We start from the raw sequence: 18,108 nt of genomic DNA on the forward strand, positions 1-18,108 counted from the left end.
CGGGCACGGGCCTTGGGTCCGCGAGCGCTTCGGGATGCCGTTGCGGAAAAACGGGCCTAGCTTCCGGTCTCCTTCAGGGTGCAGGCCGAGAAGCGGTCGTCGCTGCGTTTGGTGGTCGCGTTGCCGGACTTGCCCTCGAACCAACCCACGCGGTCGGCGGGCCAGACGTCGAAGTCCGGGACATAGGGTTTGATGTCGAGGACGGGCGTGCCGTCGAGCACGTCCACGTTGTTCAGGATGATGCCCTCGTCCGAGACCCCGCACAGGGCCATCACCGACAGCCCCAGGGGATTGGGCCGTTTGGGCGAGCGGGTGGCGAAGATGCCGTGCGGGGTCTGGTCCAGGAAGGGAATGACGGTCAGTTCCTGGCCGCAGATCTCGTGCAGGTGGTAGAGGATGATCAGGTGCGAGAACCCCTCGATGTCCCGGATGCCCTCGCGGAACTCGGGCAGGATATTGATGGTCCCCTTGACCCCCTGGGCCCCGGAGGGCTGGATGGGCATGCCCGTGGTGGTTTTGTGCGGGGTGTGGAAAAAGCCTATGGGTCGGTAGGTGATCTGCATTCAATACGCCTTGTTTGGTGTGTTGTGTCCGGTGAAGCATACATTGTGCCAACAGTTATTCCCTTTTATTACAGCAGATTATTAAGAATGAACACACCTACATTTGTGAGTTTTCGTACATATTTGAAATATTAATCTTACGAAAGTGTCGATTGCGCCGTACGGGGGCCAGTGACGCCCGTCGGAGCCGGTCCCGTCAGGAGAGGGAAGGGCGGACCGGCGAAGTGTGCGTGCGGTCGAACACACACTGTTTCGCTGTGCGGGCGGGCGCACAAACCGGGCGCGGGCGGCTTTTGCGTGATTCTCACAACACACTGTAAATACGGAATAAAAACATAGTACGAGGGCTTGGTACGCTTCTTGTTTCCTGGAACGGCAGGTTGTCCATAGGACGTTGAACTCAGCTTTTCAGGAAACAGGGATATGCAACACACATTCAGACTACTGGCCCTTGCCCTGGTCCTGCTCCTCGCCCTGCCGGGCGCGGGCATGGCCGCAACCGATCCGCACGGCCTGTCGCCGTCGGCGGACATGACCTTCCTGCCGCACCTGGCGGGCCTGCGGAACAAGGTCTACAAGAACCAGCTCGGGCAGAAAAAGAGCCTGACCGAGGCCATCGTCCTGCGCGGCAGCGAGATCGCGGACGGCAAGGCCACGGTCCAGCCCGGCGGGCTGTTCTACCTGTCCGAGACCTCCCACGACGCCCGGCCGCTCATGCGCGACCCGTTCCTGGTCCTGGGCGAACACACCTACCTGGTGGATCTCAAGACGGCCACGCGGACCTATACCGACGTGGCCCTGAAAAAGGGCGACCGCAAGCCGCTGGGCGATTCCGGCTACCGGCTGTGGTTCGACTATTCCACGGACCACTACGACGTGCCCTACGCGGAGTTCGCGGTCATCTCCCCCTCGGGGGGCTTTCCGCTGGAATTCCCCATCGCCTCCAGGTTCCCCAAGCGGGAGGAGGTCCGGGACATTCATCTCAAGGAAGGGCTGAACCCCCAGCTGGAGAAGTTCTACCTGGACAACACCTACTATTTCGGGGCCAGCAAGTACGTGGCGCGCAACGTGGACTTCGACGACGCGGAGTTCGCCTCCATCGAGTTCCCGGAGATCACCGAGGCGACCTTCTCCCTGCAGCGGCCCGTGATCCTCGAGGTGCGCCAGGAGGACTTCCGCTACTACCTCGACAAGCGCATCTACGCCTTCCGCCGGGCCGACGGCTTCCTGGTCCGGGTGACCAACTTCACCGGCAGCGAGGTGCTGGCCGAGAAGCTGGTCAAGCCGACCACGGCCCAGGAGTACAAGACCCGCCCGGACGAGGTGGACAAGTACCAGCTGACCGTCCCGGAACTGGACATGCGCGTGGAGATCGTCATCGACCCCTCCTTCCTCAAGGACTCGGACTTCGTGCCCTGGTCCACGGGCAAGGCCCACGGCTTTTCCTCCGGGCGCTTCTCCTTCGTGGTCTACCGCGACCTGGTCACCGTGAAGAACGGCCGGCCCTGGCCCCTGGACGCGCGCTACAACGTGGTCCTGGAGCCCGACCTCAAGACCGGCATGCTCCATAGGCTGCTGATCGAGAACAACCAGCCGATCACCTTCGACAAGGACCACGACGCCTACGACGGACCGGTCAAGTACTCCGACGTCTGGAACCGCCACGCCTTCAAGGTCGTGGTCGGCGGCCTGGACAAGGACGTGGTCCGCAGCCTGTACGTGCGCGACTACTACTTCATGCGCACGGACAACATGGTCATGTGGCCCACGGAAGGGAAGAACGACATCGACTTCTTCCTGGGCTCCTCGCCCGTGCTCGAACCGATCATCGAGCGTTCCTTCCTGACCCGGCTGGCGGATTCGTCCTACGGCACCGTGGTGGAGGAGTCCAAGTTCACCTCCTACCCCCAGGTCATCCCGGACGCCTCGTTCTACGAGCCGGACCACACCGCGCCCTTCGTGCCCCGGCTCAAGGGGCTCATGCGCAAGGTATCGCGCAACCGCAAGGGCGAGCGGCTCCTGTCCGCCGAGGCCATCGTGGTCCGGGGGTCCTACGTGGACTACCGCAACAACCGCGTGGTCATTCCCCCGGCCGGGCTGTGCTACACCTCGCGCAACGCGCGCAACATCCGCACCCTGGCGGGCGAGAGCTTCTTCCTGCTCGGCAGGCGGGCCTACCTGACCACGTTCTCCTCCGGGACCTTCGTGCGCAAGGATTTCGACCTGGACATGTGGAAGAACCAGCCCATGGGCGACGGCAACCTGATGTACTGGCAGGATGAGCTGCTCGGCGTGCGCAACAAGGCGCTGCGCTACACCGGCATGTCCTACCTGGACGACCGGCCCGTGGCCTCCCTGTCGCTGATGAAGTACTCCGGCAACCGCTGGGGCGCGCACTTCTACCTGGCCCAGGGGTTCAGCGAGGACAAGGCCGCCCGTGACCGCTACTTCATGCCCGACCTCTTCTCCGAGGGCGCGACCTACATCCAGCCCGAGTACATCGGCTCCAACTACGTGAAGATCAGGGAGTTCGGCACCCCGTCCCTGCAGAGCATCAGCTACACCTACAAGAAGCCCAAGGCGCAGCCCCTGGGCGCGGGCGGCGCGGCCCGGCTCGGCCAGTTCACGCTGCGCTGCGACGGCCTGGACGAACAGGCCGGGACCGTCGCCCTGGCCCTGGTGGACAAGGCGGGCAAGGTGGTCGCCGAAAAGACCGTGGGCCCGCTCAACGCGGAGACCCGCAAGCTCCTGCCCCAGCACATGGAGACCGCCCGGATGATGCAGTTCAAGGTCGGCTCGGTCCTGGCCGAGATGGACCTGGAGGCCCCGTTCAAGGACGGCAAGGCCAACCTCTGGCTGTACACCGGCATCCAGGAGCTGGAGCGCGACACGCCCTTCGAGTTCGACCCGCGCTTCATGGTCCGGCCGGACGTCTGCGGCCACTGCTACCAACTCAACGAAGTCCTGCTGGACAACCCCGAGGCGATCGTCCTGGACAACGAGCACCCGGTCTACGAGGGCCCGAAGAACGAGCAGGGCGAGCCGCTCTTCCGCATCGTCCTCGACAGCTTCGACGGCGAGACGGTCATGGCCTGGCACCTCGAGACCGGGGCCGGGGACGAGGTCGAGAAGACCGACAACCTGGCCTTCCGTCCGCGCAACAACGTGGACGTGCTGGTCGGGGTCAACGGGACCATCGAGGGCTTCCTGCGGCTGTCCATGCTGCCGCGCCTGGGCTTCATGGACCACTGGCGCGTGGGCTCCAGGGCCCCGCAAGAAAAGGTCAGCGGCTCGGTGAACACCGGCGGCTCCGCCCACATACGCCGCTAGCGGCCCAAGACATCACAAGGAAAACCAATGAATACCCATAGCATGGCAATAAACTACGCCCAGGGCCGGACCTCCTGGTTCAGCGCCCTGTACGACCTGAAGGCGGTCCTGCCCGGTCTGCTGGCGATGTTCTTCATCGCCATCTTCAGCAACAACCTGGCCGGGGTGCCCAACCCGTTCACCCTGCAGAACCTGTTCGCCTGGCTGGACGGGGTCATCGGCCCGGTGCGCCACCAGGCCTTCTTCCAGGTCCTGAACTCCAACTTCGTCTGGAACCCGCTGCTCCTCGGGCTGATCGTGGCCAACGTCTTCGGCGTGCCCGACTGCTGGAAGCGCGGCCTGTCCTACATCCACATGCTCATGCCGCTCGGCATCATCATGCTTGCCCCGCACTTCATGCTCGGCCACGCCCTCAAGCTCGGCGCCGCGCCCATCCTGATCTGCACCGTGTTCCTGTTCCTGACCGCCACCCTGACCCTGTGGATTTCGAAGCTGTTCAAGCTCGACGACCGCCACGGGTCCATCATCGCGGGCGGGCTGGCCACGGGCGACCCGCACGTCTGCGCCATCCTCATGCCGCTGATCAAGGCCAAGGGCGGCCAGGTGGTCCACGGGACGGCCTGCGTCATCGGCTTCGGGCTCGTCTCCATGTTCCTGGTGCCCGTGCTCGGCGACTGGATCGGGCTGTCGCCCCGGTCCCTGGGCCTGGCCTCGGCCGTGGGCGTGGGCAACAACGCCCAGTCCCTGTTCGCGGCCTTCGGTTCGAGTTACGAGGCGGGCCGCTGGGCCTCCTGGTTCGACGTGGGCCGCCACGTGATCATGCCCGCGGGCTTCCTCTACGTCTTCATCGTCATGTTCGTTCGCAAGCTGAGGAACCGCGCCGACGAGACCGTCACGGCCACGCGCGGCATCAAGACCTTCCCGCTCTGGCTCGGCGTGTTCGTCTTCCTGTGGGCCCTGGCCTGCCTGCACCTGTTCAAGGAGCCCGCCCACCACGCCATCTTCGAGATGGTCAAGTGGGACTTCTCCCTGGCCGCGGCCGCTCTGGGCCTGTCCCTGCCCCTGCGCGAGATCACCCGGCACGGCCTCAAGGGGTTCGCGGTGACCGCCATAGCGGGCGTGCTGCGCATCGTCCTGCTGCTCGCGGCCATCGCACTGTGCGTCAAAACCGGCCTGCTTCCGGCCTAGGAGGAACGAGATGAACAGACATCCCAACACCACCGACGAAACCGGCTTCGACTTCATGGCCAACACGGGCGTGGAGGAACAGGACCGGGACACCCTCGGCATCCTCTTCGCCCTGGCCGTCATGGCCTTCATCACCGTCAGCCAGTACCTGGGCCTGCTCTAGGAGGTATCCATGCACGGCATCTACTACGTCATCCTGCCCTTGTTCGCGGTCCTGCTGGTCCTGTTGACCACGGCGGCCCTGTACCTGGGCGTGTTCAAGGCGGGCCGCGACACGGCCTCGACCTTCCGAAAAACCGTTTCCGGCATCGCCAGCGGAGTCCTCTCCTGCCTGGCCTGGTTCTTCCTGTACAGCCACCATTACCTTGGCTGGTAAATCCCGTTTAGGAGTATCGTTCATGAAAAAGATCTGCATCGCATTCGCCCTGCTTCTGGCCCTGGCCCTGTCCGCGTCCACCGTCTTCGCCGGGGACAACACCGGCAAGCTGAACCTCAACGTGGCCACCGTGGAACAGCTCGAGGCCATCGACGGCATCAGCCACGAGCTGGCCGTGGAGATCGTCAAGACCCGCACCGAGAACGGCGAGTTCGTGGACATGTCCGAGCTGCTCGACATAGACGGCGTGGACAACGCCCTGCTGCGCAAGCTCGAGAAGGTCATCTACATAGAGCCCGCCTCGGACTGCAACTGCTAGGGGTGAGACCATGAACCGTCTGCTTCTGTTCGTCGCCGCCACCTGCTTCGCGCTCAGCTTTGCGGCGGCCATGGCCCACGCCGAGCTGTTCGGCGACTATGTGGGCTACACCGCCTGTGCGGAGTGCCACGCCGACATCGTCAAGGGGTGGAAGACCACCCCCCACGCCAGCGCCTTCGACGACCTCAGGCAGCAGGGCGAGGAGAAGCAGTCCGTGCCGGGCTGCGTGCGCTGCCACGTGGTGGCCATGGACGCGGACGGCGGATTCATCGACATGGACCTGACCCCGGAGCTCAAGGATGTGCAGTGCGAGGCCTGCCACGGCCCCGGACGGAAGCACGTCCAGTCGCAGGACCCGGCCGACATCGTCGCCAAACCCGGCGAGGAGGCCTGCCGCGTCTGCCACACCGAGGGTCAGGACCGCAACTTCGACTACAAGGTCAAATCCCGTCTCGTGCACGGGGAACAATAAGGAACAAGCAATGAAAGTGCGTACCATCGCCGTGGCCCTGGCCATGGTCCTGTGCCTGGCCGCGTCCGCGTCCGCGAGCCAGCTGAAGATCAGCGAGACTCAGGTCCGGTTCGGCAACATGAAGGAAGGCCCCAACGCGGAAAGGACCATCACCCTGACCAACGCGTCCGGGACCGACGCCGAGATCGCCAACGTCTCCACCAGCTGCGCCTGCACCACCACCAGGCTGGACAAGACCAAACTGGCCCCCGGCGAGACCGCCACCATGGTCATCACCTACCATACCTTCAAGTACCCCGGTAAGTTCGACAAGACCGTCCACATCTTCACCGGCGCGGACGGCGGGACCGAGGACGTCGTCCACATCCTGGGCTACGTGGACCCCATCCCCATGGGGGTCATGGAGGTCGAGCCGCGCAAGGTCGACCTCGGGACCCTGAAGGCCGGGCAGGCCAACGCCGTGTCCGTCCGGGTGACCAACGCGGGCGACGCGCCCATGAAGGTCACGGCGCTGAAGTCGCAGAAGTTCGGGAAGACCTACTGGCAGGGCGGGCTGACCGTGCCTGCCGGGCAGTCCGTGAACATCGGCTTCGCCTTGGAGGGGCTTGCGCCGGGCCGTTTCCTGGACATGGTCATGATCCACTCCGACGCCCGCAACGACATCGGCAAGGGCTACAAGGCGGTCCTTCTCGGCACCGTGAAATAACGTTCCCCCGGAACAACGATGAACCGACGTGTCATCAACCTCCTCTCACCGAGCTCCCCCGGCACTCCTCCTGCCGGGGGACTTCGGCGTTTCCTGGAACCCCACCACGGCGCTGTGGCGCGCCGTGCCGCTTTGCGATAGGCTGACGATCATGCGCCGCATTCTTCCGCTCCTCCTGCTTTGTTTCGGGCTTTTCCCAATACTGCCGCAGGGGCCCGCCTTCGCGCGCCCGGTCTACCACGTGGGCACCCGGGCCCTGTCGCCCCCGTTCTCCTTTCTGGCCGTCAAGGACGGCGTGCAGGGGGTGCGCGGCTATTCCGTGGACGAGATGGCCATGCTCGGCAAGATCATGGGCGCGGACATGGAGTTCCGGGCCATCCACGACCTGGACAAGCGGCGCGAGCTGTTCCTGAACGGTTCGGTGGACATCCTGGCCCACGACTCCAAGGAAGCGGCCGACGAACTGGACGCCATCTGGATTCCGGTGGGCATCAGCCTGCGCCACCATCTCTACGTCAACAAGGACTGCCGTTCCGTGACCTGCCTGCGCGACCTGAACAACAGGAAGGTCGTGGCCATCACCTCCGCGCCCTACAACGCCGATATCAAGCTCGGCGACGAAACGGTCTGGATGAGCTCGCCCCTGGAGGCCCTGAACATGGTCAGCCAGGGGGTCATGGACGTGTTCGTGGCCCCGTCCGAGCGGGTGGCCGACGACCTCATCGAACGCTACCAGATCCCGGACATCATGAAGAAGGGCGTGGTCCTGGGGGAGAGCCCGCTGGGCATCATCGTGCCCCGGAACCGGCCCGAGCTGGCCACGGATATCCGGCGGGCCTTCCACCGCCTGCAGGAGACGGGCCTGGACGCCCAGTTGCGGGACAAATGGTTCGGCAAGCCGACCATCACCGACGACATCCGGTACTACGCCAAGTACGCGGCCATCGCCTCGGGCGCGGCCGGAATCATCTTCATCGCCATCGTGGCCTGGAACGTCTCCCTCAAGCGCCGGGTGGACCGGGTCACCCAGGACCTGCGCCGCACCGAGCAGCGCTACCGCGACCTCATCGAGTCCTCGCCGGACATGATCTTCCTGGTCAACGAGGAGGGGCTCGTGCTCCACGCCAACGAACGGGCCCACGATTCCCTGCGCTTCCCGTCCCCGGTCGGGGAGGTCTCCCTGCGCCAGCTCGTCACCCGCGAATACGTCGACGAGATCGACGCCTTCCTCAAGAAGGTCTTCAACGACGGCTGCGACAAGTTCGAATTCGATATGACCGGTGGCGGGGGCCAGCCCATGGAGGTGGAGGTGGCCGGGCGGATCATCCAGGGACCGGTCCAGACCCAGCTTCTGGCCTGCCTGTTCGCGCGCAACGTGACCGAGCGCAACCGCATGGAGGAGGAGCTGATCCAGTCCGAGCGGCTGGGCATCATCGGCAAGATGGCCGCCTCCCTGGCCCACGAGATCAACAATCCCCTCGGGGTCATCCAGGCCAACGCCGAGGACCTCATGTTCGAGGAGGACCTGGCCCCGGAGGTCAAGTCCGGGCTCCTGGCCGTGCAGCGCAACGCCATCCGCGCGGGCGAGATCACCAAAGGGCTGCTCGAGGCGGCCACGCCCAAGCCCATGAGCATGGACGTCATCGAGGTGGGCGACCTGGTCCGCGACGCCCTGTCCCTGCTCGGCAGCCGCAAGCGCAAGCGGGTGGAGCTGGAACTGCCCGGCGAGCCGCTGTTCATCCGGGGCGACGAGCGCGCCCTGCAACAGGTGCTCATGAACCTGGTCTTCAACTCCCTGGCCGTGACCGGCGAGGGCGAGCGCATCCTGATCCGGGCCAGGAAGGCCGGGCAGGGCGAGGGCGAGACCGTGCGCCTGGAGGTCAGCGACAACGGCACGGGCATCGAGCGCCACAACCTGACCCAGATTTTCGAGCCGTTCTTCTCCTCGCGCAAGGGCGGCTTCGGCCTGGGGCTGTTCATCACCCGCCGCATGGTGGAACGCCATGACGGTCTGATTTTCGCCGAATCCGAACCGGGCATGGGTACCTGCATGTACCTGGAGTTCCCGTCGGTCCGGCACGAGGAAGCATAAGCCATGCCCGAGAAGATACTGTTGGTGGACGACGAGCACGACCTGCTCAACGTCCTGAAGCGCTCCCTCGGCCGCCAGGGATACGTGGTGGACACGGCCTCCTCCGGCCAGGAGGCATGGAAGGCCCTGTCCGAGACGGCCTACGACCTGGTGGTCAGCGACCTGGCCATGGAGTCCATGACCGGGCTCGAACTGCTCAAGCAGATCAGGAGCATCGACCACATCCAGCCGTTCATCATCATGACCGGGGCCGGGACCATCGAGACGGCGGTGGAGGCCATCAAGCTCGGGGCCTACCACTACATCACCAAGCCGTTCAAGACCCAGGAGCTGGCCCTGCTGGCCCGCCGGGCCATCGAGTACGGCCGGCTGCACCGCAAGCTCGAGACCTTCAGCGAGCGCGAGCAGCAGGCGGACTCCGGGGCCATGGTCATCGGCAACAACGCCCTCATGCAGCAGATGATGACCATGGTGGAGAAGGTCTCGGACTCGGACGTGTCCATCCTCATCCAGGGCGAGACCGGCACGGGCAAGTCCCTGTTCGCCAAGCGCATCCACAACGCCAGCTCCAGGGCGGAGAAACCGTTTTTCACCATCGACTGCGGGGCGCTCTCCGAGAACCTGCTCGAGAGCGAGCTCTTCGGCCACGTCAAGGGGGCCTTCACCGGGGCCATCCGGGCCAAGCGCGGTCTGCTCGAGGAGGCCCAGGGCGGGACCATCTTCCTGGACGAGATCGGCGAGTTGACCCCCTCCACCCAGGTCAAGCTCCTGCGGGCCATCCAGGAGAAGGAGATCAAGCCCGTGGGCGGCAACACGCCCATCAACGTGGACGTGCGCTTCCTGTCGGCCACCAGCCGCAACCTGGAGGAGGCCGTGGAGGCCGGGGAGTTCCGCAAGGACCTCTACTACCGGCTGGCGGTCATCCCCCTGCACCTGCCCGCCCTGCGCAACCGCCAGGAGGACATGGTCCTGTTCGTGGGGCACTTCGTGCGCAAGTTCAACCTCCGCTACAACAAGAAGGTCCAGTCCCTGACGCCCGGGGCCATGCAGACCCTGCGCGATTCCCCGTGGAAGGGGAACATCCGCGAGCTGGAGAACGTCATCGAGCGGGCCGTGCTCCTGGCCGAGGGCCAGACCATCAGCGTGGAGGATCTCTGCGCCCATCCCCTCTGCTTCCCCGAGGACGGGGACGGAAGCGAGGAGGGCGCGGTCTCCCTGAAACAGGCCGTCAAGAACGCCGAGATCAAGGCCATCCGCCAGGCCCTGGGCACGGCCGGGGGCAACCGCTCCAAGGCGGCCAAGATCCTCGGCATCGGCCGCCGCACCCTGTACGACAAGATCGAATCCTACAATCTCTGAGCCCGCCCCGGCGCGGGCGCGAAAAAGGGCCGATCCTCGCGGACCGGCCCTTGTCGTTTTCGGGGTGCGGCTAGTCGAACAGGGCGTTCAGGTTGAAGGCCTTGATGATCTTGCACTCCAGCCGGAAGTCGTCGGACCCGACCTTGTTGCTCTCGTACCAGCGGTGCACCGGCACCTTGGCCACCAGGCCCGCGTTGAGGTTCCACGGCTTGTACTTGAAGACCACCTTGGGCCCGGCGTACCACTCCACGTAGGCGTCGCGCTGGCCCACGCCCTCGATCGCGGACTCGTCGCTCATCTCCCAGGAGGACTCCGCGCCCAGGTCCCAGAGATCGGACAGGGCGTAGGCGTAGCCCAGGTTCCAGCGCAGGCGGTTGCCCTTCCGGTAGTCGTGGGCGCCCTCGGTGAAGGTGGCGTAGTTGACCTCGGAGTCGAAGCGGTTGGCGCCCAGGAAGTAGGTGCCGCCCAGGCCGCCCATCACGCCCCAGGCGTCGTTGCCCACGAAGTCGGACGAGTGTTCGCTGACCGACGCGGTGGGCACGATGCCGCCGAAGTCCATGCCCACGGAGAGCGGGGCGCCGGCCTTCTGGCTGAGCAGCGTCTTGTGCAGCAACACGCAGGTGTCGCCGATGCCGTACACGTCGCGGTTGGCCGCGTTCGTCTTGTCCATGTGCACGTTGTAGATCGGGGTGGCCGTGCGGATGTCGAGTCCCTTCATGAGCCCGTAGCGGGTCTTGAAGATTTCGTTGAGCTTGGTGGTCTTGACCTTGCCGTTGACTCGGCTGTCGCTTTCCCATACCCCGTTGCTTTTGGCGAAGACGACGTTGCCGCCCACGGCGAGCAATCCGGCCGGGACGCCCAGGCCGCAGGGACCGAAGGTCGAGCCCACGCCCCCCCAGGCCACGGGCGTCGTCTCCTCGGCATGGGCCGAGACGACCAGCAGGGCCAGTACCAGGCAGCCCAGCAATCCGATGTTGATCCTTTTCATTCTTCCTCCACTTGCTCGGCGCGGGCGCGCGGCGGCCGCGCCGGGGTTGCACTCTTGCCGCTCCCGCTTCGGATCACGCTGATCACCTGCGCGGCAACGGTCCGCCGGAGCAGACTTTCCGGGCGGATTCGGCCGATTGATCAAGATTCGTTCCAGCGTCGTTCCCGCGCGCCCGCCCGGCGCGCCCGCGTCCAGGCCTGCCGGGGGTTGCGGGGCAGGGGGAGAGGGGGGCGTCCGCCGGGTTGGACCCATGCTCGCGGGCTCATTTGTGCGGGGAGGGACACAGTGTGTGCGTGCGGGCGCATGCGCAGGGGGGTGCCCGCTCTGTGTGGTGCGATATATTATACTGAATTAAAAGATATTTTTCCTGCCTGTCACAGTGGCATGAAACTTGGTTGAGCCACTGTGCGTCTCGTGCGGCATCCGCCGGACGCCCGTTTTCCCCGAGAGTGACCGGGATGGGGATTCGGACTGTCCGGGCCGGACGAACGGTCCGTGTAGGCATCAATCGTATTTGAAACAGGTAAGGAGGAAAGAGTGCTCAAACTGCAACGCTGGCATCTGGCTCTTCTGCTCGGGATCTCCGTGATCGTCCTGAGTTCGGGGGCGTTTGCCTATGAAGCCATCACCGGTCCCACCGGTGTACTGTACTACGACCAGGCCAAGGCCTATCAGGGATACACCCTGTTCGACCCCACGGTGGCCAGCAAGACCACCTATCTCATCGACATGCGCGGCAACATCGTTCACACCTGGCAGAGCGAATACACCGCCGGGCTGCACTCCGTGCTGCTGCCCAACGGCCACCTGCTGCGCGCCGGAGCCCTGCCCCGGAAAACGGAAGTGGGCTACTGCGGCATCGGCGGCGCGGGCGGCATCCTCGAGGAATTCGACTGGGACGGCAAGAAGGTCTGGGAATACAAGATGTTCATCCCCAACAAGGAGATCCAGCATCACACCTTCTGCCGCATGCCCAACGGCAACACCATGATCCTCGGCTGGGAGACCCTGACCAACGACGAGGCCCGCAAGCTGGGCCGCAACCCCCTGACCATCCCGACCAAGCCGGTCATGTCCAAGGGCATTCCCCACGACCGCTTCTGGGTGGACTTCGTCCGCGAGATCGATCCCGCTGGCAAGACCGTGTGGGAGTGGCACATCAAGGACCACATCGGCAAGGGCCCCAAGAAGTTCGACATCAACTACACCCTGCCCATGCCCATGGGCGAGATGTACGCCACCTACGACTGGTCCCACTTCAACACCGTCAACTACATCCCCGAGACCGACACCGTGGTCATGAACTCGCGCAACCTGTCCGAGTTCTACTTCATCAACCACAAGACCGGCGAGGTGGAATACCGCTGGGGCAACCCCTCGGCCTGGGACCCCAACGCCAAGAAGCCCGGATACTGGGATGACGGCTCCCAGAAGCTGTTCGGCAACCACTGCGCCACCCCGCTGAAGAACGGCCACGTCCTGATCTTCGACAACGGCTCCGAGCGTCCGCAGGACCGCCGGTCCCGCGCCGTCGAGGTCGATCCCAAGACCGGCAAGGTCGTCTGGGAGTTCCGGACCAGGCACACCAACAGCTTCAACTCCCACCGCCAGGGCGCGGTGCAGCGCCTGAAGAACGGCAACACCCTGATCACCTCCACCCACGGCGGCCACATCTTCGAGGTCAATCCCGAGGGGCGGCTGGTCTGGGAATTCGTCAACCCGATCTCCGCGGGCAAGGCCAAGGCCGTGTTCCACAACATCGACGGCCTGCCCTTCGAGGCCCACATCGACGGCATGGCCAACATGGTCCACCGGGCCTACCGCTACGGCGAGGACTACCCGGCCTTCTACGGCAAGACCCTGACCCCGCAGGGCTACATCGCCGGCGACGACGCGCCGCGCTTCTTCCGCGACTACCACGCGGGCGCGGGCTTTGCCGCTCCGGCGGCGGCTCCCGCGGCGGCTCCCGCGGCGGCGGCCAAGGCCCCGGCCAAGGCCCCGGCGGAGGACGACGGCGGCGACGGGCCGACCATGAACGCCTACTAGGGTACGCTTCAAGCCCGGGGCCGGCCTTCCGGCCCCGGATCAACAGACTCCAATCCGTGTCGCGCGAATTGAGCGACAAAGGAGAAAGAACATAATGAAAAGACGTGAATTCCTCACCGGCGCAGCCGTGGCCGCCGCAGCGACGCTGGTCAACCCCCTGAAGGCGCTGTCCTTCCCCACGGTCTTCCCGCACGGGACGACCATCTACCAGCCCGAGAAGTGCTGGAACGGTTTCACCGTCTTCGGCACCGAGGTGGAATCCGAGGGCACCGTCCTCATCGACATGAACGGCAACGTGGTCAAGCAGTGGAAAGACATCGGCCAGGCCGAACATCCGCCCAAGATGCTCAAGGGCGGCTACCTGGCGGGCGCCAAGCGACCGGCCCCGGACAAGAAGGGCCGCGTCTGGGACGACCCGTACTCCACCGACCTGGTGGTCGTGGACTGGAACGACAAGGTCGTCCGCAATATCCCGCGCGCGGGCATGCACCACGACTACCAGTTCGAGGGCAATCCCGTGGGCTACCACGCCCCGGGCATGCCGGTGGACAACTACAAGGGCAATATCCTCGTCCTGTCCCACAAGTTCGTCCACAACCAGTTCATCTCCGACAAGGAACTGTACGACGACTACATCGCCGAGGTGGACGCCGACGGCAAGGTCGTCTGGGACTGGCTCGCCTCCGAGCACTTCGACGAGATGAACTTCCCCCTGGACTTCAAGAAGACCATGTACAAGTATCCGACCTTCTCCATGACCCGCACCCCGGGCCGCAAGGGCGGAGACTGGATCCACGTCAACGCCGCCTCCTACCTCGGCCCCAACAAGTGGTGGGACGAGGACAAGGAGAAGTACGCGGTCTTCAACCCGGAGAACATCATCATCTCCTGCCGCCAGACCAACACCAGCTTCATCATCGACAAGAAGACGAAGAAGGTCCTCTGGCAGGTGGGCCCCGAGTTCTACCGCGACTCCATGTGGGAGTTCGGCGGCAAGCAGTACAAGCGCGCTCTGTCCAAGCTCGGCCAGATCATCGGCCAGCACCACACCCACATGATCCCCAAGGGACTGCCGGGCGGGGGCAACATCATGGTCTATGACAACGGCGGCTACGCGGGCTACGGCAAGCGCAACCCCGGCGCGCCCGAAGGCTGGTCCGACGCCCGCCGCGACTACTCCCGCGTCATCGAGTTCGACCCGTGCACCCTCAAGGTGGTCTGGGAGCACTCGGCCAAGCAGATGGGCATGCGCAACAAGTACCAGTTCTACTCCGACTACGTGTCCTCGGCCCAGCGGCTGCCCAATGGCAACACGCTGATCACCAACGGCGCGGTGGGGCAGTTCCAGGAAGTCACCCCGGACCACGAGATCGTCTGGGAATACATCAGCCCGTACTACACCGCCAACGGCAAGTACAACCTGGTCTACCGGGCCTACCGCGTGCCGTACGACTACGTGCCGCAGCTCAAGAAGCCCACGGAGATCAAGGTCACGCCTCCGGACAACACCACCTTCCGGATCAAGGCCGGCTAGACGAGTACCAAACCCCTGGGCGGGGCGGCGCAACCTCCGGCCGTCCCGCCCGTCTCAGCAAGAAAGAAGGATAGCGACATGAAACAGACCCTCATCACCCTCTGCCTGGCCGCCCTGTGCCTGCTCTTCGCCGCAACCGCCTTCGCGGGCGGCATCGTCAGCTTCAACACGGCCACCGCCGAGCAACTCATGGCCATCGAGGACATCGACATTCCCGAGGACCTGGCCAAAGCCATCGTGGACTACCGCAAGGCCAACGGCCCCTTCAAGTCCGCCGAGGACATGCTCAAGGTGCCCGGCATGACCCAGGACTTCATGGAAGAGCTGAACCCGCAGGTCACCGACGACGGCGACGTGATCTACGACCCGGACGCCGAACCCGCGCTCGCGCCGTCCAAGTGCTAGACCGGGACGGCCTTCGGGCCGTCTCCGGCTGATATCCGAGCGGGACCGCAGCCCGTCCGCCATGCGGCCGGGGCTTCGGCCGTCGTTCGTTTCGGGAAGTAAGAGTAATGAAAATGAAGGCTTGTGCATTTCGGTGCGCAAGCCTTCTTTTCGCCTGGATTCCGGCCGGGATACCCTTTATGCTTGCACTTCGCGCCCACGGGACGGCGGGCTCGCGTCCCCGGGACGCGGAGCCGGTTCACCGGCCCGCGCGCAACCAATTATAAACGCAAGGTGGACCTCGAGATGGGTTTGGCCACGGATATCATCCTGATCATTGTCGTCGCCTTCTTCTGCGGGCTGGCGGCCCAGCGGGTGGGGCAGCCGATCATCCTGGGGTACATCCTGTCCGGGGTGCTGCTGGGGCCCTACACCGGCGGGCTGACCGTGTCCGGGGCGCACGAGATCGAACTGCTGGCCGAGATCGGCATCGCGCTCCTCCTGTTCGCCCTGGGGCTCGAATTCTCCTTCAAGGACCTCAAGCCGGTGAAGTGGGTGGCCCTCATCGGCACGCCCATACAAATGCTCCTGACCATGGGGCTCGGCTTCGTCATAGGCCACTACATGGGCTTCGACTGGAAGTCCTCCCTGTGGCTCGGGGCGCTGGCCTCCTTCTCCAGCACCATGGTCATCCTCAAGACCCTGATGAACCAGGGCTGGCTCGGCACCCTGTCGTCCAAGGTCATGATCGGCATGCTCATCGTCCAGGACCTGGCCGTGGTGCCCATGATGATCGTCCTGCCCGAGCTGAACGACCCGGTGGTCGGCCTGCCCAAGCTCGGTTTCGCCCTGGTCAAGGCCGCCCTGTTCCTGGCCTCCATGATCCTGCTCGGCACGCGTCTGCTGCCCTGGCTCATGGCCCGCATCGCCCAGCTGGGCTCGCGCGAGCTCTTTCTCCTGGCCATCGCGGCCATCGGCCTGGGCGTGGGCTACCTGACCTACCTGGCCGGGCTGTCCTTCGCCTTCGGCGCGTTCGTGGCGGGCATGGTCCTGTCCGAGTCGGACTTCGGCCACCAGGCCCTGTCCGACATCATCCCCCTGCGCGATATCTTCGGGCTGCTCTTCTTCTCCTCGGTGGGCATGCTCTTCAACCCCATGTACCTGGTGGAGCACTTCAGCCAGATATTCTGGCTCCTGGCCGTGCTCTGCGTGGGCAAGGGGCTCATCTTCGCCGTGGTCGCCAAGGTCTTCCGCTACCGCAACGTCGTGCCCCTGGCCGTGGGGCTCGGCCTGTTCCAGGTTGGCGAGTTCGCCTTTGTCCTGGCCCGGCTCGGCCTGTCCACCGGGTCCATCCCGCGCGAGCTCTATTCCATGATCATGACCGTGACCATCATCTCCATGGTCCTGACCCCGATCATCTCCGGCCAGACCGCGAGGCTCTATGCCCTGCGCAAGCGGCTTTTCTCCCACGAGGAGCTGGAGTCGTCCAACATGCCCAGCCAGGGGCTGAGCGGCCACGTGATCATCCTCGGCGCGGGCCGTGTCGGCCTGGAGATCGCCCAGGTCCTCAAGCGGTTCGACCTGACCCACGTGGTCGTGGAGTTGGACCACCGGCGGTTCGAAGAGGCCAAGAAGGCGGGCATCCCGGCGGTCTACGGCGACGCCAGCCAGGAAATCGTCCTCGAAGCCGCCGGACTGCGCCATGCGGCCCAGCTCATCGTCACCGTGCCCGACCTGGTGACCATCCGGTCCATCATCCAGAACGCCAAGCGCGACCGCCCCGGCCTGGACATCATCGCCCGGTCCACCACCCGCGACCACCTGCACGACATGAAGGAACTGGGCGCGGACGAGGCGGTGCTGCCGGAACTCGAGGCCAGCCTGGAGATGTCCCGCCAGTCTCTGCTGCGCCTGGGCAAGTCGCCCGTGGAAATCCAGCGGCACACGGACCGCATCCGCCAGGAATTCTATTCCGTGCTGTCCTCATCCTCCGACGAATACCGCGAACTCATCCAATTCCGGGGTGCGGAACAGCAGTTCGACCTGCAATGGATCAAGGTCCCGCCCACCAGCCCCCTGGCCGGGAAATCCATCGGCGACAGCAACGTCCGCAAGGCCACCGGCGCGTCCATCGTGGGCGTGGTCCGCGACGGCCAGCTCAAAACCAATCCGGACGCGACCTACGTCCTCCAACCCGGCGACCTCGTGGCCTTCATCGGCAACGACCAGGATCGTTCCCGGTTCTGCTCCCTGTCCCGCACCGAACCCAGCGCTACCGCCGACTGTGTGGCGTAGGAAGAATCGGGGGAAGGGGAGAGGGAAACCTTTTGGGAAAACGTTTTCCCTCTCCCCTATCTCTGCTGTCGCCATCTCTAAAGCTCGAAGACTCGCTAAGAGCTGCCGCTCCCCCGAACCCCCATCCCCTCTCCCTTCCCAAACCTTTTGTATGCGCATGCGCGAGTGCGGAGGGTTGAGATAGGTCGTCCCTCGTCGCTTTGCTTTCTTCGAGCTAGATTAATCGTCAGTAAAGAAGGGTGCTTTTACGCGCCCGCACATCCGCGAAGCGGCACAAGAAGTTTAGGAAAGGATGGGGATGGGGGGGGCTGGGGGAAGGGGAAGGAAAAGGGTACAGCCCGGGTACATAGGTAACACATTAGCCCGGGAACATGGGTAACACTTTGGGCATGAGAGCCTGGAGGTGCCCATGCCCTGGAATGAGGTCAAACCTATGGATCAGCGATGGTTGTTCGT

At 64.7% G+C, this 18,108-nt stretch carries 15 protein-coding genes; 13 read left to right on the top strand and 2 right to left on the bottom strand.

Translation table 11 applies throughout. From position 1 onward, the window contains the following. Positions 1-56 precede the first annotated feature (56 nt). A complete protein-coding gene (tsaA, locus tag AB6M95_RS06020) occupies positions 57-563 on the bottom strand; it encodes a tRNA (N6-threonylcarbamoyladenosine(37)-N6)-methyltransferase TrmO (protein ID WP_371385837.1) in 507 nt (168 codons plus the stop codon). A gap of 423 nt (positions 564-986) precedes the next feature. On the opposite strand from tsaA, the gene AB6M95_RS06025 reads away from it, so the two are divergent. From AB6M95_RS06025 to AB6M95_RS06065, 9 genes are all read left to right on the top strand, one after another. Beyond that, complete coding sequence (locus AB6M95_RS06025) at positions 987-3,893, top strand: hypothetical protein (protein ID WP_371385838.1); 2,907 nt, start codon at positions 987-989, stop codon at positions 3,891-3,893. Between the two features lie 27 nt (positions 3,894-3,920). Next, positions 3,921-5,081, top strand: a complete 1,161-nt coding sequence (locus AB6M95_RS06030) for a putative sulfate exporter family transporter (protein WP_371385839.1) — start codon at positions 3,921-3,923, stop codon at positions 5,079-5,081. 10 nt (positions 5,082-5,091) lie between these two features. After that, entirely contained in the window at positions 5,092-5,244 is a 153-nt protein-coding gene (locus tag AB6M95_RS06035; protein WP_371385840.1) for a hypothetical protein, read from the top strand. A gap of 9 nt (positions 5,245-5,253) precedes the next feature. Then, positions 5,254-5,457 carry a hypothetical protein gene (locus AB6M95_RS06040; protein WP_371385841.1) on the top strand — a complete coding sequence of 68 codons (204 nt, stop codon included), beginning with the start codon at positions 5,254-5,256 and terminating at the stop codon, positions 5,455-5,457. 22 nt (positions 5,458-5,479) lie between these two features. Then, complete coding sequence (locus tag AB6M95_RS06045; RefSeq protein WP_371385842.1) at positions 5,480-5,776, top strand: ComEA family DNA-binding protein; 297 nt, start codon at positions 5,480-5,482, stop codon at positions 5,774-5,776. A 10-nt stretch (positions 5,777-5,786) separates the two neighbouring features. Then, positions 5,787-6,248, top strand: a complete 462-nt coding sequence (locus AB6M95_RS06050) for a multiheme c-type cytochrome (protein ID WP_371385843.1) — start codon at positions 5,787-5,789, stop codon at positions 6,246-6,248. 10 nt (positions 6,249-6,258) lie between these two features. Further along, the gene (locus AB6M95_RS06055) at positions 6,259-6,954 is read left to right on the top strand and encodes a DUF1573 domain-containing protein (protein WP_371385844.1); all 696 of its coding nucleotides are present in this window, start codon (positions 6,259-6,261) and stop codon (positions 6,952-6,954) included. A 151-nt stretch (positions 6,955-7,105) separates the two neighbouring features. Beyond that, entirely contained in the window at positions 7,106-9,046 is a 1,941-nt protein-coding gene (locus AB6M95_RS06060) for an ATP-binding protein (protein ID WP_371385845.1), read from the top strand. 3 nt (positions 9,047-9,049) lie between these two features. Then, entirely contained in the window at positions 9,050-10,405 is a 1,356-nt protein-coding gene (locus AB6M95_RS06065; RefSeq protein WP_371385846.1) for a sigma-54-dependent transcriptional regulator, read from the top strand. A gap of 70 nt (positions 10,406-10,475) precedes the next feature. Here the strand turns inward: AB6M95_RS06065 and AB6M95_RS06070 are convergent, their stop codons facing one another. Then, positions 10,476-11,393, bottom strand: a complete 918-nt coding sequence (locus tag AB6M95_RS06070) for a transporter (protein ID WP_371385847.1) — start codon at positions 11,391-11,393, stop codon at positions 10,476-10,478. A 537-nt stretch (positions 11,394-11,930) separates the two neighbouring features. Between AB6M95_RS06070 and AB6M95_RS06075 the strand changes: the two genes are divergently transcribed. The 4 genes from AB6M95_RS06075 to AB6M95_RS06090 all read left to right on the top strand — a co-directional run bounded on the left by AB6M95_RS06075 (position 11,931) and on the right by AB6M95_RS06090 (position 17,652). Further along, a complete protein-coding gene (locus tag AB6M95_RS06075) occupies positions 11,931-13,439 on the top strand; it encodes an aryl-sulfate sulfotransferase (RefSeq protein WP_371385848.1) in 1,509 nt (502 codons plus the stop codon). 94 nt (positions 13,440-13,533) lie between these two features. Next, positions 13,534-14,973, top strand: coding sequence for an aryl-sulfate sulfotransferase (locus AB6M95_RS06080; RefSeq protein ID WP_371385849.1), 1,440 nt, complete (start codon positions 13,534-13,536; stop codon positions 14,971-14,973). A 78-nt stretch (positions 14,974-15,051) separates the two neighbouring features. Further along, a complete protein-coding gene (locus AB6M95_RS06085; RefSeq protein WP_371385850.1) occupies positions 15,052-15,378 on the top strand; it encodes a ComEA family DNA-binding protein in 327 nt (108 codons plus the stop codon). Positions 15,379-15,663: 285 nt separating this feature from the next. Further along, complete coding sequence (locus tag AB6M95_RS06090; RefSeq protein ID WP_371385851.1) at positions 15,664-17,652, top strand: monovalent cation:proton antiporter family protein; 1,989 nt, start codon at positions 15,664-15,666, stop codon at positions 17,650-17,652. Positions 17,653-18,108 lie beyond the last annotated feature (456 nt).

The organism is Pseudodesulfovibrio karagichevae, assembly GCF_041414475.1.
GTDB lineage: Bacteria > Desulfobacterota > Desulfovibrionia > Desulfovibrionales > Desulfovibrionaceae > Pseudodesulfovibrio > Pseudodesulfovibrio karagichevae.